This is a genomic window from Anoxybacillus sp. J5B_2022, from assembly GCF_026847645.1.
GTDB lineage: Bacteria > Bacillota > Bacilli > Bacillales > Anoxybacillaceae > Anoxybacteroides.
Map to the genome: position 1 here is coordinate 50437 of NZ_JAPSMC010000011.1, position 14888 is coordinate 65324.

The following is a 14888-nucleotide window of genomic DNA, read 5'->3' on the forward strand; positions in this document are numbered from 1 at the left end:
GCACAAAAGGGAGAGGGATAGAGATGAATGGCAATCATTACGATGTAGCAATTATTGGCGGTGGAGTGATCGGGGGATCCATTGCCTTTCAATTAGCGAAACGAAATGTGCGGGTCGTCGTATTGGAAAAAGATCGAATCGCAAGCGAAGCGTCCAGCGCAGCAGCAGGAATGTTGGGAGCGCAGTCGGAATTTTCGAACGAACATCCGCTCATTTCTAGCATGGCGTATCCATGCGAAAAATGCCCTTCGACACCTTGCTTTATTCCGTTTGCATTAAAAAGCCGCGACATGATCGTTCCGCTCGCAGAGGAATTGAAAGAACTTACAGGCATTGATATCGGACTTGTTCAAAAAGGGATTTTGAAAATTGCATTGACGGAAGAAGAAAACGAAGCGTTGCAACGCAATTACGAGTTTTGGAGGAGAATGGAGCAGTCGGTTCAATGGCTATCTGTCGATGACGTGGCAGTATTCGAGCCAAATGTAACGAAAAACTTGCGCGGGGCTATGTATTTACCAAACGACGGGCAAGTGAGCGCCCCTGATTTGTCGCTTGCGTTCGCGAAAGCGTCGATTGTTTATGGAGCAGAGTGGCAAGAATTTACGGAAGTGCTCGATGTCGCGCAGGAAGGGGATGACTATCGTTTGCGCACCAATCATGGAACCGTTCACGCGGGTGCTGTTGTTGTCGCTGCAGGCGCATGGTCGGCGCTCTTTTTAGAGAAAACGGGCCTCTCACTCTCGATGTATCCGGTCAAAGGGGAATGCTTGCTTGTAAAAGTGGAAAAGCCGATCATTCAAACAACCGTCTTTGCGAAAAACGGCTGCTACATCGTTCCGAAAAAAGGCAATCGTTTGTTGATTGGGGCGACGTCGACGCCGTATACGTTTGACAAAAAAGTAACCGTGCAAGGAATCATGAGTTTGCTAGAACGGGCGCAGCAATTACTACCAACCATTCGTACGGCGGAATGGGAGCGGGCATGGGCCGGTATTCGCCCACAAACCGGGGACGGAGTACCGTACATTGGCGAGCATCCACATTATAAAAATATTTGGATTGCGACCGGTCATTATCGTAACGGCATTTTACTGAGCCCGATTACTGGGGTGATCATCGCTGATTTAGTGGAGGGAAAGGGAAGCGGTGAATTTGATCTTGCGCCGTTTTCACTGACAAGGCATCAGGCGACATATACGGTGTAAAGGTGGGAACGAAATGGAATTTATCATTAACGGGGAGACGATTCAGGTACCGGAACACATTCGAACGATCGCGGATTTGCTTGATCATTTTCAATTGATTGAGAAAATCGTGATTGTGGAAGTGAATGCTCAGATTATGCAAAAACATCAATATGAAACGACGGCGCTATGCAATGGGGATCGCGTGGAAATCGTTCATTTTGTAGGAGGCGGATGATGATGTTAAAAATTGGACCTTATGAATTTCAATCCCGACTTTTATTAGGAACGGGAAAATATCCGAATTTTGCAATTCAAAAAGAAGCCGTCGAAGTGTCCGGGGCGGAAATTTTAACATTTGCGGTGCGCCGGATGAATATTTTTGCGCCCGATCAGCCGAATTTTTTAGAGCAACTTGATTTAACAAAATATAAACTCCTTCCGAATACAGCTGGTGCTAAAACAGCGGAAGAGGCGGTACGCATTGCTCGACTCGCCAAAGCATCGGGATTATGTGATATGATTAAAGTCGAAGTCATCGGTTGTGATAAAACGTTACTTCCAGATCCTATCGAAACGCTGAAAGCAACGGAAATGTTGTTGGAAGAAGGATTTATCGTCCTGCCATACACGTCCGATGACGTCGTGCTCGCGAAACGATTACAAGAGCTTGGGTGCCATGCGATTATGCCGGGGGCTTCGCCGATCGGTTCAGGCCAAGGGATTATTAATCCGTTAAACTTAAGCTTTATTATCGAGCAAGCGACCGTTCCGGTCATTGTGGACGCAGGTATTGGCAGTCCGGCGGATGCGGCGCTCGCGATGGAGTTGGGAGCAGACGGCGTGTTGTTAAATACAGCGGTTGCCGGTGCTTCTGATCCGGTGAAAATGGCAAAAGCGATGAAGCTAGCGATTGAAGCAGGGCGTCTCGGCTATGAGGCGGGAAGAATTCCGAAGAAACGATACGCAACCGCAAGCAGCCCAATGGAAGGAATGAGTACTGTTTGAACGAACGTTATTCACGGCAAGAGCTGTTTCGTCCGATTGGAAAAGCAGGACAAGCAAGTATTTCGACAAAACACGTGTTGATTGTCGGCGCTGGGGCGCTCGGCACTGGAAACGCGGAAGCGCTTGTGCGCGCGGGAGTGGGGAAGCTGACGTTGATTGACCGCGATTATGTCGAATGGAGCAATTTGCAGCGTCAACAACTATACAGCGAGGACGATGCGAAAGAGCGGCTTCCGAAAGCGGTTGCCGCCAAACAACGGTTAACACAAGTCAATTCGGACGTGGAGATTGAGACAATTGTTGGTGATGCGAACGTAGACGAATTAGAACGGTTAGCGACAGAAACGAAGCCGGATGTGATCATTGATGCGACTGACAATTTTGAAACGCGAATGATGATCAACGATATTTCATGTAAATACCGCATTCCATGGATTTATGGCGCCTGTGTTGGGAGCTACGGCATTAGTTATGCCTTTATTCCTGGAAAAACGCCGTGTTTACACTGTCTGCTTGAAACGATGCCAATTGGCGGGTTGACGTGTGATACGGCAGGCATTATTAGCCCCGCAGTGCAAATGGTCGTTGCTTATCAAGTGGCGGAAGCGTTGAAGCTGCTTGTCGGGGATGAGCAGGCGTTGCGTGGAAAACTCGTGTCGTTCGACGTATGGAACAATCAACATACCGCTATTCGCGTCGATCAAGTGAAAAAAGAAAATTGCCCGTCTTGTGGGGCGAATCCGACGTATCCGTATTTATCGTACGAGATGCAAACGAAAACGGCTGTATTGTGCGGACGAAATTCCGTACAAATTCGGCCAGCTGGAAAGCGGGAATATGATTTAGCGCAGCTTGCCGATTTGTTTTCGAAACAAGGGTTGCAAGTGGACGTGAATCCGTATCTTGTCTCTGTTTCGCTTCCTTCCCATCGCCTTGTCGTGTTTCGCGATGGGCGTGCGCTCGTTCATGGAACGAAAGATATACAAGAAGCGAAAGCGATTTACCATCGGTATTTAGGGTAGGCTTTGCTTGTCAAAAAATTGTGCGATTTTGAAAACAGAAGGCGCCACGTTTTATGTTAATGTGATAGTGGGGGAATTCTTTCTACGCATGGGAGGCTGAAAAAGTGGAAGACCTATCTATCACATTGAATATCGCATCGTTGTTAACGTTAGTTTTTGTGATTGGCTCGACATTGCTCGATTCGTAAAAACTGCAGCAAGATAGCTGCAGTTTTTTTGCGCCTATGTTTAGGCGATAGGAATTTTGTGAAAAATTTGATATGATAATACATAATAATAAACATAAAGCAACGGTTTAGGAGTGTGAATATTCGTTGGGAGAATTGCCTCTGAGCCTTTTAAGTTTGCTTCTTTTCTTAATTGCGTTGTCGGCGTTTTTTTCTTCGGCAGAAGCGGCTTTTTCTGTTGTCAATAAAATGCGGTTAAAGCATGATGCCGACGAAAATGTGGACGGAAACAGGCGGACATTTTATATCGCGGAACATTTAGATGAAGTGCTGCTGACGGTTGTGGTGGCCAATCATTTAGTGAAAATTTCTGCGGTTGCGATTTCGATGAAAATGGCCATTGATTTGCTTGGCGAAGATATTGGTCTATGGATTAGCACAATCGTCATGACGGTGCTTCTGTTAATCTTTAGCGAAATTTTGCCGAAAACGATTGCGGAAGAACATGCGGAGTCGCTTGCGTTAAAATATACAGGCGTGATGTATGTGCTAATGAAAGCGATGCTTCCGCTGACGTGGCTGTTTTCTGAATTAAAAGGAAAGTTAATCAAACGGTTGACACATGGGATCGTTAGTCCATCGGTGACCGAGGAAGAAATTAAAGAGATGATCGATTTAAGTGAAGAAGAAGGGGTCATCGATAATAAAGAAAAAGAACTAGTGCATCGGTCGCTTGATTTCGATGACATTTTAGTTGGGGAAATTTTTACGCCGCGCATTGACATGGTCGCCGTCGAAGTGAACGATCCGGTGGAAAAAATTCGCGACGTTTTTTTAGAGGAGCGCTATTCGCGCGTGCCCGTATATGAAGAAGATATTGACCATGTCATCGGGATTTTATCCGAGAGTGATTTTTTAAGCCAACTTGTGCAGCAAAAAGAAGTGAACATTCGTGAATTATTGCGAAAGCCGCTATTCGTTGTTGAATCGATGAAAATTTCGGATTTGTTGCCGGCCTTGCAGAAAAGCAAAGTGCATATGGCGATTGTCGTTGATGAGTTTGGCGGAACGGCAGGGCTGGTTACACTCGAAGACATTATCGAGCAAATTGTTGGTGAAATATGGGATGAACATGATGATGCGGTCAAAGTCATTCATCAAATTGACGAATACAGCTATGAACTGAATGCGGAATTGCCGCTCGATGAATTTTGTGAATTAATGAAAATTGAAGAGCCGGAAAGCTCCTCGCATACGTTAGGAGGGTGGGTGTTTGAAATGTTTGAACGCATCCCCGCCGTTGGTGAAACGTTGCAATACGGCCCCCTCACCTTAACTGTCCGCGAGGTCGAAAACCGAAGAATTCGCAAAGTGCTCGTATCGTTGAACGAGCCAATTGCGGAGAAAGTATGAAAGAAATGCCCCAGGCACGATGCCTGGGGCGTTTGCCATGTGTATGCAGTTTTTAGCGAGCAGTGTATTGGCCGCCAAGTTGTTGTTGCGCTATCGCCACTAAACGTTTTGTAATTTCTCCGCCAACAGAGCCATTTGCGCGAGAAGTTGTGTCAGCGCCAAGGCTTACCCCAAATTCTTGAGCAATTTCGTATTTCATTTGGTCAATCGCTTGTTGAGCACCAGCAACTAATACTTGATTGTTGTTAGTTGATCTTGCCATGTGGAATCATCTCCTCATTTTTCATTTTATGGTTGGGTTGGCTGGATTTGCACCAGCGCGCATGCCCTAAAATTCAAAAGCATGCTGCCAAACTTGGCTGAACCCAATGGTTACTTTCGTACTAGTAGTTTGAAGCGTTTTTGTTCAATTATGCTTTTTTTCATATAGTAATTTTTGGTATTTTATGTTTTGCGAAGTTAGGGAATAGTAAAAATAAGGAAGATTTTCAACAGGAGGATGACTATGACTATTTGTCCGCTTTGCAATGGCCTTAGAACATTCCACTTTTTTTGTCCGCGTTGTCAGACCGAGATGGAAGATCAAGGAAAAGTGACCGATTATTTTGATGACTATAGCCCATATATGGAGATTGATTTGATGAAACAAGCGGATGGATACCCAATGACGTGGCGAAATCATGAATGTGTGCATTTATTTTATTGTCCGTGCTGCCAAAACGAAGAAGTTCGTTTCGTAAAAGAGTAGCCCCAGCCAAAAAAGGCAGGGGCTATTTATATAAAAATTAGGGGGACTCACTTTTCATTATTGGAGCGAATGCGCTTCTCCGTTTCGATATCAAAGAAATGTGCTTTATTCATATCTAACGCAAGATCAAGTTGATGCCCTGGTTTAATTTCCGTGCGAGCATCGATGCGCGCTACAATTTCTTGGCCGGCAATTTGTGAGTAAACCATTGTTTCGGCGCCAAGCAATTCCGCAACTTCGACATTGGCGGTAATTTTCGTGTTTTGCGATGCTTCAATAAATACGGGCTCATCGTGGAAGTCTTCCGGACGAATTCCTAAAATGACTTCTTTGCCGACATAGCCTTGTTCGCGAAGCACTTTCATTTTGCCTTCTGGAACGCCAATGACGACATTGTCAATGATGAATTTTCCATCTTCCAAACGGCCTTTTAAGAAGTTCATCGCCGGTGATCCGATAAAGCCGCCAACGAAAATGTTTTCTGGTTTTTCATATACTTCTTTTGGTGTACCGACTTGTTGGATGACACCGTCTTTCATAACGACAAGGCGAGTAGCCATCGTCATCGCTTCTGTTTGGTCGTGCGTGACGTAAATCGTCGTTGTGCCTAAACGTTGATGCAATTTCGCGATTTCGGAGCGCATTTGCACCCGAAGCTTCGCATCTAAGTTAGAGAGCGGCTCGTCCATTAAAAACACTTTTGCATCGCGAACGATTGCACGTCCTAACGCTACGCGTTGACGCTGACCGCCGGATAACGCTTTTGGTTTGCGGTCTAAATATTGTTCTAGCCCGAGAATGCGAGCAGCTTCGCGAACGCGGCGGTCGATTTCATCCTTCGGAAATTTCCGCAATTTTAAGCCAAATGCCATATTGTCGTAGACGCTCATATGCGGATAAAGCGCGTAGTTTTGGAATACCATCGCAATATCGCGGTCTTTCGGTGCGACGTCGTTCATTCGTTTTCCGTCGATGTATAAGTCGCCTTTAGAGATTTCTTCAAGGCCGGCAATCATCCGCAATGTCGTTGATTTTCCGCAGCCGGATGGACCGACGAAAACGATAAACTCTTTGTCTTGAATATGTAAGTTAAAATCTTTCACGGCAGTGACGTTGTTGTCGTAAATTTTGTAAATGTGCTCTAAACGAAGTTCCGCCATCGTTAACCCCTCCATGAAATCGGTTTCAGTTAGCTGTTTTCATCATATAAAAAACAGCTAAAAACGTAAATGGACAACGTGCACAAAAAACAGAGCAGATTTCGGGCAAGATGCTGAATTAGTGTTTCGTATATTCGTTGAGCAAAATCGCTAAATACATCGCGGCAGCTCCTTTAAAATGGCGAATATCAATGCCGGTTTTTTCAATGAATTTTTCAATCCGATATTGCAAGCTGTTGCGATGCATATAAAGTTTTTTCGCGGCAAGCGATACGTTTAAATCACATTCGAGAAACACTTTCACCGTTTCTAATAAATCGTCGTCTACTTTCGTTAAAAACGAAAGCGAGTGCCGAATCATTTGCTGCTTTGGATGGTCGCAAATAAGAGCGAGGGGCAATATATCAGAGACCGTGTAAACGGTTTTTGTGCGAATGTATGTGTTGGCGAGCTCAAAGTAATATTTCTCCGTGCGAAAACGCTCGGACAAACTAGCATCGTACGGATGAGTCTGTCCGATGAAAATGTGCAGTGTCATATAGAAATCGCTCGATAATGCATCGATCATGTCGGTAAACGGCAGAAGCTGCTCTGTTTCATCCCGCTTTTTCTCTATGATAATGCCGCGGTGGTCTTGTTCCCAAATGAGCAACACGCTCTCTTGAAACAGTCCTTCCACCGCTTCGCGAAAATGATCCCGATCAACGATGGTTTGTTTCGTTTGAAATTGAATGAACCGGTAATAAGGCGTGTGGTTGGCGAGTAGGTGGAGCTCGCTGTCATCCCCTTGAACAAAAAATCGATGCCAAGCCTGTTCTTCTTTTGTAAGCGGCCGCTTTTGAAACGTGAGCGGAGTGAGAAAAATGGACAGCAGCTGCTTTTCCTTTTCGGTAAGCTCACTTTTTAAAATGCCGATTTGCTCGCCCTCTTTTGTATAAAACCATTCATAATCGTCCGGAGTGTTCGGGTGTTGATTAATGACGATCGCCTCTTTGTAATGTCGTTTTAACTGTTCGAGCATAAGCGAGAATTCCTTTCGTAATTGGATATATCCTCATTATAACAAAAACCCGATTCCCTCTGGAAAGAGGAAATCGGGTGGTTTTATGCTTCGTAAGGCGGTTCTTCTTCCACTAAATCGCGTGCTTCTTCAATGTTAGTGGCTTCGTGGCGGGCATGAACATATCCTCCTGCCATCCCTTCATTAATCATGCGGTCGACGTCCATGAAGTATTTATCGCGCCCTTCGTGGCATGAGTCTTTGCATCTTTCCTTGTCCATTGCCATCCCCTCCTTTTGTTAGTTTGTCATATGTTGTCCAATTCACTCATATATATGAGTCAGCATGGACAAGCAAAAGGAGGGAGAAACATGCTTTATACGTTGGAACAGCTCATTGAGGCGATAAGCATAAGCAGGAAATTAGTACAAATACGATTGAAAAGCACGGAAGATATGTCGGAAAAAGAGAAACTCTCTGCTTATGAGCGGCATGAACAAAAAAAGCACGACATATGGCAATATACGTATTTTTTAATAAAAGGAGCATATTTCAATAAAAAGGTTAATCATCGTATTCGGCAAATGGAGGAAGTGGATTCACTACTTCTTTTGTATGAAATGAAAAAAGCGCTTCTTTATTATGAATTGGCAAAAGGTCTTTCGGGCGCACAAAAATGTGCAGCGGAACAGGCGCTATGCCAAGCGCTTGAGCATAGTTCATTCTTTTCAAAAATGATGCATACGGTCCATGTGTAATCAGCGCCTTTTCTTTCATTGCTCTTTTGCCAAACAAACGATATAATGAAAAATTAGGCAAACGAGTAATGAAAGGAGCGGGAGAACAGATGGAAACGGTTTTATATTTTCTGTTTATGATTGCGGTTGGGGCGATCATCGGCGGAGTGACGAACGCGTTGGCGATTAAAATGTTATTTCGTCCGTATGAGCCGATTTATCTATACGGAAAACGTCTCCCATTCACTCCAGGGCTCATTCCGAAACGGCGGGAAGAACTAGCGCATCAGCTTGGAAAAATGGTCGTGGAGCACTTGTTGACACCGGAAGGAATTCGCCGCAAATTAACGGAAACCGAGCTCATGAACAATACGATTCGCTCGATGCAGCAATGGGCGGAGCGATGGTTCGACTGCCAAGATACCGTCGCGGAGCGGCTGCAGCGCTTCGGAATGAACGATCCGAAAGAATGGATTCACACGAAAGCTGCCGAATGGGTGGACAAGGCGTATGAGCAATGGATGGAACAACGGCGTGGCAAAAAAATTCACGAAGTGCTTCCGCGGGAAATACGGGAAAACATCGAAAAACGGATCCACGATTTGGCGCATTACATCGCCGATCGAGCGCTTCATTATTTTCAAAGCGAAGCAGGAAAGCAGCGCATCGCAAAAATGATTGACGAATTTTTTATCGGTCGTGGCATGCTTGGGAACATGTTACAAATGTTGCTTGGCAATGTCAATTTGGCGGATAAAGTGCAACCGGAAATCGTAAAATTTCTTAACCATAACGGAACTCGAGAAATGCTTGCCCAGCTTTTATTAGATGAATGGCATCAGTGGACGGACTCATCGGTTGCCTCCGTTGAAGCGTTGATCGGAAAAGAGCGGATTCACCAGTCGCTCCATGAGTTCGTAGCAAAAGCAATCGAAGCGAGCGGTATACTTGAGCAAAAGGTGGCCGATGTACTAGCTCCATATCGGCAACGTATGATTCATGAGTGGATTCCGAACGTGGTGGCTAAAGGGATGCAATGGGTGAGCGATCAAGTCGAAACGTTGGTGGAGCGTTTGCAAATCGCGGATATTGTGCGTATGGAAGTCGAAACGTTTTCCGTTGAACGGATCGAAGAAATGATTTTATCCATTTCACAACGCGAGTTTAAAATGATTACGTATTTAGGGGCGTTGCTCGGCGGCGTGATCGGCATTTTCCAAGCGATTGTCGGCTTATGGGTGTAGTCCGCTGACATATCCTATGTTTGCCTGCATATCGTAATAACAGTGGCACGTTATTTTTTGATGAGGAGGCTTTTTCATGTCCCATTCTGTATACGCAATCGCCCAGCAGTTAGAGCAGGCGATTCGCACAAGCGATGAATTTCAACAATTAAAACAAGCGTATGAAGCGGTGCGCCGCGATGAAGCAGCTTATCGCATGTTTGCGCACTTTCGCGATTTGCAAATGCAGCTTCATGAAAAACAGATGACGGGAGCAGCCATTTTACCGGAAGAAGTGGAACAGGCGCAAAAAATGATGACGCTCGCACAACAAAATGAAAAACTGGTTGCGTTAATGACGTTCGAGCAACGGATGAGCACGGTAATCGCTGATATCAATCAAATCGCGATGAAGCCACTTGAAGAGTTATATCGGTCGTTCACCGAGTAACGGAACACTCATTTGAGTGTTCTTTTTTTACACGTGTTGTCATAGCTATGTGATAGAGTGACAACACGACAAAAGGGGGACACAGCGTTGGCTTATAAATTGCTTGTGTTAAATGTTGACGGTACGATTTTAAAATCGAATGGCCGTTTACAAAAGGAAACGAAAGAAGCGGTGGAATTTGTCAAACAAAAAGACGTCTATGTGACATTAATGACGAGCCGGAATTTGTTATCGGCACGAAAAATAGCGAAAGCGCTGAAACTTGATACCGCCCTCATTGCGTTTCAAGGAGCGATGATCGGAAAATCGGTCGATGAGAAACTATATGAAGCGCTCATTCCGGAGGAGCGGACGTTTAATATTGTTCATGTGCTCGAAAATTATGATTGCAACATTCGGTTGATGCATGAACGGTATTCGCTCGGAAATCGAAAAAAAGTGAAAAAGCAACTAGTGGCAAAAACAGTGCTGTCTTCAGGGGATCCATTTTTTTACCCGACGCAGTTTGTTGATTCATTAAGCGATGTGTTGCGTGATGAACCGCTGGCCGTTCCAAAAATCGATGTCTATTTCGCGAGCGAAGAAGAACAAAAGGAAGCGGTGGCCGTTTTGCAGCAAGCGTTTCCGGCCGTTAATATGATTGCACATCCAAACGGAAAAATCGAAATTGTGGCAAAAGGCGTTTCCAAATTAGCCGGCTTAAAACGGCTTGGACAATCGTTGCAAATTTCGTTAAGAGAAATGGTCGTCATTGGCGACGCCCTTGATGATATTCCAGCGATTGAAGCAGCGGGGTTAGGAGTGGCGATGGGAAATGCACCGGCAGAAGTAAAAATGGCAGCGGACTGGGTGACGCGCTCGAACGAGCAGCTCGGGGTTGCGTATATGATTAAAGAACATTTTCGCAAGCAGCAACGTCCAGAATTTTTACACAAATTAAAAATGAAGAAGTAAAACCGGGGGATTACACTCCGGTTTTTTTGCAGGGAACAATCATCGCTTGACGAGTGTAAATCGCCTTCTGTACACTTAAATAAGTTTGACAATAAGAAAGGTGATTCCCGTTGCGTATTCAAGTGTACGGATTATATAATGTAGAGCAATTTCAACGTCCGTTGGAAGTGATTACTGGACTGTTTTTTGAACAATATGAGCTATCATTCGAGCCTGTTGCAGCCGCAGATCTCGTAGTGACATTTTCGCTGCATGGGGAAGAAACAGGAATTGTAACCGGCATGCTCATTGAAACGGCGAGTAGCCGTGAATGGAAGGCGGATTATCGGATCGATTTGCGGCCATATCGGGACGAAAAAGAGCGGCTTAAACAGTGGAAAAATGCGGTTTCCCATGTATATTTAACCCTTTTTCAACAGTATACTGGACTAATTCAACAATGGGGCATTTTAACGGGCGTGCGACCAGTGAAGCTATTGCATCAAAAATTGCGCTCTGGGCTTACGAAAGAGGAGGCGCACCGGCAGCTTCGCGAAGATTATTTAGTGACAGAAGAAAAAATTCAGTTAATGCAAGAAATTGTCGACCGCCAACTGACCGTTGTCCCTGATTTATATGATCTCGCGCATGAAGTAAGCATTTATATCGGCATTCCGTTTTGCCCGACGAAATGTGCGTACTGCACGTTTCCAGCATATGCGATTAACGGCCGCCAAGGATCCGTTGACTCGTTTTTAGCGGGGCTTCATTATGAAATGAGGGAAGTGGGCCGGTTTTTAAAAGAGCGGGGAATCAATATTACGACGATTTATTACGGCGGCGGCACCCCAACGAGCATTACGGCAGAAGAGATGGACCGATTGTACGAACGAATGTACGAATCATTCCCGAACGTGGAGCATGTCCGGGAAATTACGGTGGAAGCGGGGCGGCCGGATACGATTACGCCGGAGAAGCTCGATGTGTTGAAAAAATGGAAGATCGACCGCATTAGCATTAATCCGCAATCGTATATTCAAGAAACGTTAAAAGCGATCGGCCGCCATCATACGGTCGACGAAACGATTGAAAAATTTCATTTGGCGCGCGAGATGGGGATGAATAACATTAATATGGATTTAATCATCGGCCTTCCTGGAGAAGGGATCGAGGAATTTAACTACACGTTAGCGGAAACGGAAAAATTAATGCCGGAATCGCTCACCGTTCATACGCTTTCGTTTAAGCGGGCATCGGAAATGACGAAAAATAAGGAAAAATATAAAGTAGCCGATCGTGACGAAATTAGTGCGATGATGAAAAACGCGCAAAATTGGACGAAAAGAAACGGTTATGTTCCGTATTATTTGTACCGCCAGAAAAACATTCTCGGCAACCTTGAAAACGTCGGATATGCGCTTCCGGGACAGGAAAGTATTTACAACATTATGATTATGGAGGAACAGCAATCGATCATCGGGCTTGGCTGCGGCGCCTCAAGCAAATTCGTTCACCCGAAAACGCGGGCGATCACCCGCTTCGCCAATCCGAAAGAGCCGAAAGTGTATAATGATAACTATGTTCATTATACAGAGGAAAAATTAAAGATTATGAATGATATTTTTGAGAGTTTCTGAAATGTGAGCGGGAGTCATGTCGTAAAATATAGTACGTAAAAAAAGTCGGACCTTCCTATTTTAGGAAGGCCGATCTTTTATATCTAGGAAGACAAAACGTGAAAGACGATGAATGCTCCAGCAGCAAATAATAATCCAATATGTGTGGAACGAATCAAGGAATTCGCTTTATTTTTTGCAAGAATCACGCCAAAGATTGCTGCTATTCCCATGAGTATTGTGGCGGCAATGCCAGCATACTCTCGTATTTCCAACTCACCTTCTGAAAAATACATAAGAACGCCGTGTGCTAAGGTAAGCGCAAAAGCAACAACACCGATGGGCATATGCCATTTTGCTAATGTCTTTAATAAAGAAATGAAAAACGTTTTTGCGTTTGGAAATATTTTTATAATCAAATTTGCCTGGCGCCGTAGCGGAAGAAGCGCTCCTGCTAATAAAGCGGCAGCGACTGCTCCCCAACCTAATAGTTCTCCACCTTCTTCTGCTGCTTCACTTTCTTCTTTACCTTTCTCATATTCGTATTGCTCATAAAACTCTGTTTCGTCGTCATCAGCGAATGCGTAATTCGTTTGTCCGATTGTAAAATAAACTAGCAAACATAATATAGAAACAGTGAGCATTGAGAATATCGATCTTTTCATTTATTTCACCCCAATTTTTAAGTTTGTAGTCTGCGGAAGCGTAATAATAAATCGGCTTCCTTTTCCTTCTTCGCTTTGTACATGAATTGTGCCGCCGTGAGCGTCGACAATCCATTTGGCGATCGAGAGCCCAATCCCATTTCCTTGCTGATTTCGCGAGCGTGATTGATCGACGCGGTAAAATCGCTCAAATATGAATTTTTGGTGTTCTGATGGGATTCCTATTCCCGTATCGCTAATTTCGATTTTTACATTTTTTTGCTCGTGTTTAATCGTTATGTTTATATACCCATTTTCGATGTTGTATTTTACAGCATTATCCAATAAAATGAATAATAATTGTATGATCCGTTCTTTGTCTCCGTATATAGCGATGTTCCCCTGTATATTTGTAGAAAATTTAATATGTTTTTTCTCTGCCAAAGGACGGCATTTTCTTATAAGTTCGTCGATGATGGGCGTTAATGGGAACCATTCTTTCGTTAATTTAATTGCGTTTGCGTCGGAACGGGCAAGCAGCAACAAATCATTAATGAGTTTCGTCATTCTTCTTAATTCGTCTTTCATATCATCGAATACTTGTAAGGAGAACTCCCCTAGTTTTTCGCGTTCATCAGCTTCTATTACCTCAAGGGAAGATTGCAAAATGCTCAAAGGCGTTCTCAACTCATGAGAAGCGTTGGTAACAAATTCTTTTTGTCGCTGAAAAGCATTTACAATTGGAACCATCGCCTTACCTGACATGTAATATCCCAGCAAGATGGATAATCCTATAAATATAACGGAAATGGCGAACAATACGGTAACTAATACTTTTACAATATAAATTTGCATGGTTATATTTGTTCCAGTATAAATCGTTCCGATATATACATTATTTTTAAATACAGACTTTCCTGACAGGAGAAGCGACATTGATTTCCCATTGCCCATTTTTATCGTTTCATGCCGAACTTCTTTATTTTTCGGATTCCATCCGTTAATTAGACGTAAAACGTTCCCGCGAATTTCTGGAAAAGATTCGTCACCGTTAATGATTTCACCGTTGCGTGTAATGACATAATAAAAAACTGGCATCTCCGGATGATAGTCGAGAAAATAGTTTTGTAAATCTGCATTATTATCTAATTTTTTGTGATTATACCAATTTAAAAGATCGGATTTATGTTCCATATATTCCTCTTCTGCTAGAGTGATAATTTGTTGTTTTTGTTTGCTAGTAATCAGTGACGAGGCTATGATGTAACTTATAGCGGTAAATGAAACTAAAAACACAATAATTAAACTTGTAAAAAGAAGGGTGAGCCGAAATCGCGTTTGTTTAAACATTTTATCGTTCATCGCTAAGCTTATAACCTACCCCTCGTATATTTTGAATAAGAGTGCCGTCATCTTCTAATTTTTTCCGTAAGAGCCGAATAAATGAGTCGATATTGTTATTAGAAATATCAGAATTAAGTCCCCAAACTCGTTCAATAATTAACTCGCGGGGTAATATTTGGTTCGGATGGCGCATAAAAAGTTCCATTAATTGAAATTCACGGTTTGTTAACTGAAT

At 43.8% G+C, this 14888-nt stretch carries 18 protein-coding genes; 11 read left to right on the plus strand and 7 right to left on the minus strand.

Annotation, left to right across the window (positions count from 1 at the left end; all coding sequences use genetic code 11):
- The first annotated feature begins 23 nt into the window (after positions 1-23).
- From thiO to M4I42_RS05125, 5 genes are all read left to right on the plus strand, one after another.
- The gene (thiO, locus tag M4I42_RS05105; RefSeq protein WP_268851157.1) at positions 24-1208 is read left to right on the plus strand and encodes a glycine oxidase ThiO; all 1185 of its coding nucleotides are present in this window, start codon (positions 24-26) and stop codon (positions 1206-1208) included.
- A gap of 13 nt (positions 1209-1221) precedes the next feature.
- Complete coding sequence (gene thiS / locus M4I42_RS05110; RefSeq protein WP_268851158.1) at positions 1222-1425, plus strand: sulfur carrier protein ThiS; 204 nt, start codon at positions 1222-1224, stop codon at positions 1423-1425.
- A 2-nt stretch (positions 1426-1427) separates the two neighbouring features.
- On the plus strand, positions 1428-2195 hold the full coding sequence (locus M4I42_RS05115; RefSeq protein WP_268851176.1) for a thiazole synthase: 768 nt from the start codon (positions 1428-1430) through the stop codon (positions 2193-2195).
- Positions 2192-3217, plus strand: a complete 1026-nt coding sequence (locus tag M4I42_RS05120; RefSeq protein ID WP_268851159.1) for a thiazole biosynthesis adenylyltransferase ThiF — start codon at positions 2192-2194, stop codon at positions 3215-3217. Before M4I42_RS05115 ends, M4I42_RS05120 begins: the two co-directional genes overlap by 4 nt.
- Positions 3218-3531: 314 nt before the next feature.
- The gene (locus tag M4I42_RS05125) at positions 3532-4797 is read left to right on the plus strand and encodes a hemolysin family protein (RefSeq protein ID WP_268851160.1); all 1266 of its coding nucleotides are present in this window, start codon (positions 3532-3534) and stop codon (positions 4795-4797) included.
- Positions 4798-4849: 52 nt separating this feature from the next.
- On the opposite strand, the gene M4I42_RS05130 is transcribed toward M4I42_RS05125, so the two are convergent.
- Positions 4850-5059, minus strand: coding sequence for an alpha/beta-type small acid-soluble spore protein (locus M4I42_RS05130; RefSeq protein WP_268851161.1), 210 nt, complete (start codon positions 5057-5059; stop codon positions 4850-4852).
- Positions 5060-5302: 243 nt separating this feature from the next.
- Here M4I42_RS05130 and M4I42_RS05135 point away from each other — a divergent pair, with 243 nt between their 5' ends.
- Positions 5303-5545, plus strand: coding sequence for a hypothetical protein (locus M4I42_RS05135; protein ID WP_268851162.1), 243 nt, complete (start codon positions 5303-5305; stop codon positions 5543-5545).
- Between the two features lie 47 nt (positions 5546-5592).
- On the opposite strand, the gene M4I42_RS05140 is transcribed toward M4I42_RS05135, so the two are convergent.
- From M4I42_RS05140 to M4I42_RS05150, 3 genes are all read right to left on the minus strand, one after another.
- Positions 5593-6705: an ABC transporter ATP-binding protein gene (locus M4I42_RS05140; protein ID WP_268851163.1), complete on the minus strand. Its 1113-nt coding sequence runs from the start codon at positions 6703-6705 to the stop codon at positions 5593-5595.
- 118 nt (positions 6706-6823) lie between these two features.
- Complete coding sequence (locus M4I42_RS05145; protein WP_268851164.1) at positions 6824-7726, minus strand: PucR family transcriptional regulator; 903 nt, start codon at positions 7724-7726, stop codon at positions 6824-6826.
- Positions 7727-7809: 83 nt separating this feature from the next.
- Entirely contained in the window at positions 7810-7986 is a 177-nt protein-coding gene (locus M4I42_RS05150; RefSeq protein ID WP_442864074.1) for a hypothetical protein, read from the minus strand.
- A 90-nt stretch (positions 7987-8076) separates the two neighbouring features.
- On the opposite strand from M4I42_RS05150, the gene M4I42_RS05155 reads away from it, so the two are divergent.
- The 5 genes from M4I42_RS05155 to M4I42_RS05175 all read left to right on the plus strand — a co-directional run bounded on the left by M4I42_RS05155 (position 8077) and on the right by M4I42_RS05175 (position 12686).
- Positions 8077-8463, plus strand: coding sequence for a hypothetical protein (locus tag M4I42_RS05155; protein ID WP_268851166.1), 387 nt, complete (start codon positions 8077-8079; stop codon positions 8461-8463).
- Positions 8464-8552: 89 nt separating this feature from the next.
- A complete protein-coding gene (locus tag M4I42_RS05160) occupies positions 8553-9686 on the plus strand; it encodes a DUF445 domain-containing protein (RefSeq protein WP_268851167.1) in 1134 nt (377 codons plus the stop codon).
- Positions 9687-9762: 76 nt separating this feature from the next.
- A complete protein-coding gene (locus tag M4I42_RS05165; protein ID WP_268851168.1) occupies positions 9763-10116 on the plus strand; it encodes a YlbF family regulator in 354 nt (117 codons plus the stop codon).
- Positions 10117-10203: 87 nt separating this feature from the next.
- Entirely contained in the window at positions 10204-11070 is an 867-nt protein-coding gene (locus M4I42_RS05170) for a Cof-type HAD-IIB family hydrolase (RefSeq protein ID WP_268851169.1), read from the plus strand.
- 110 nt (positions 11071-11180) lie between these two features.
- Positions 11181-12686: a coproporphyrinogen III oxidase gene (locus M4I42_RS05175; protein WP_268851170.1), complete on the plus strand. Its 1506-nt coding sequence runs from the start codon at positions 11181-11183 to the stop codon at positions 12684-12686.
- 83 nt (positions 12687-12769) lie between these two features.
- Here M4I42_RS05175 and M4I42_RS05180 read toward each other — a convergent pair whose 3' ends face one another.
- The 3 genes from M4I42_RS05180 to M4I42_RS05190 all read right to left on the minus strand — a co-directional run.
- The gene (locus M4I42_RS05180) at positions 12770-13330 is read right to left on the minus strand and encodes a hypothetical protein (RefSeq protein ID WP_268851171.1); all 561 of its coding nucleotides are present in this window, start codon (positions 13328-13330) and stop codon (positions 12770-12772) included.
- Entirely contained in the window at positions 13331-14503 is a 1173-nt protein-coding gene (locus M4I42_RS05185; protein WP_268851172.1) for a sensor histidine kinase, read from the minus strand.
- Between the two features lie 157 nt (positions 14504-14660).
- On the minus strand, positions 14661-14888 hold a 228-nt coding region (locus M4I42_RS05190), incomplete at its 5' end, for a winged helix-turn-helix domain-containing protein (RefSeq protein WP_268851173.1).

Coding starts and splice junctions, on each gene's coding strand:
- M4I42_RS05145 (WP_268851164.1), bottom strand. CDS start 7,726: ATGCTCGAACAGTTAAAACGACATTACAAAGAGGCGATCGTCATTAAT.
- M4I42_RS05180 (WP_268851171.1), bottom strand. CDS start 13,330: ATGAAAAGATCGATATTCTCAATGCTCACTGTTTCTATATTATGTTTG.
- M4I42_RS05160 (WP_268851167.1), top strand. CDS start 8,553: ATGGAAACGGTTTTATATTTTCTGTTTATGATTGCGGTTGGGGCGATC.
- M4I42_RS05185 (WP_268851172.1), bottom strand. CDS start 14,503: ATGGAACATAAATCCGATCTTTTAAATTGGTATAATCACAAAAAATTA.
- thiS (WP_268851158.1), top strand. CDS start 1,222: ATGGAATTTATCATTAACGGGGAGACGATTCAGGTACCGGAACACATT.
- M4I42_RS05130 (WP_268851161.1), bottom strand. CDS start 5,059: ATGGCAAGATCAACTAACAACAATCAAGTATTAGTTGCTGGTGCTCAA.
- thiO (WP_268851157.1), top strand. CDS start 24: ATGAATGGCAATCATTACGATGTAGCAATTATTGGCGGTGGAGTGATC.
- M4I42_RS05165 (WP_268851168.1), top strand. CDS start 9,763: ATGTCCCATTCTGTATACGCAATCGCCCAGCAGTTAGAGCAGGCGATT.
- M4I42_RS05155 (WP_268851166.1), top strand. CDS start 8,077: ATGCTTTATACGTTGGAACAGCTCATTGAGGCGATAAGCATAAGCAGG.
- M4I42_RS05150 (WP_442864074.1), bottom strand. CDS start 7,986: ATGGACAAGGAAAGATGCAAAGACTCATGCCACGAAGGGCGCGATAAA.
- M4I42_RS05140 (WP_268851163.1), bottom strand. CDS start 6,705: ATGGCGGAACTTCGTTTAGAGCACATTTACAAAATTTACGACAACAAC.
- M4I42_RS05115 (WP_268851176.1), top strand. CDS start 1,428: ATGTTAAAAATTGGACCTTATGAATTTCAATCCCGACTTTTATTAGGA.
- M4I42_RS05135 (WP_268851162.1), top strand. CDS start 5,303: ATGACTATTTGTCCGCTTTGCAATGGCCTTAGAACATTCCACTTTTTT.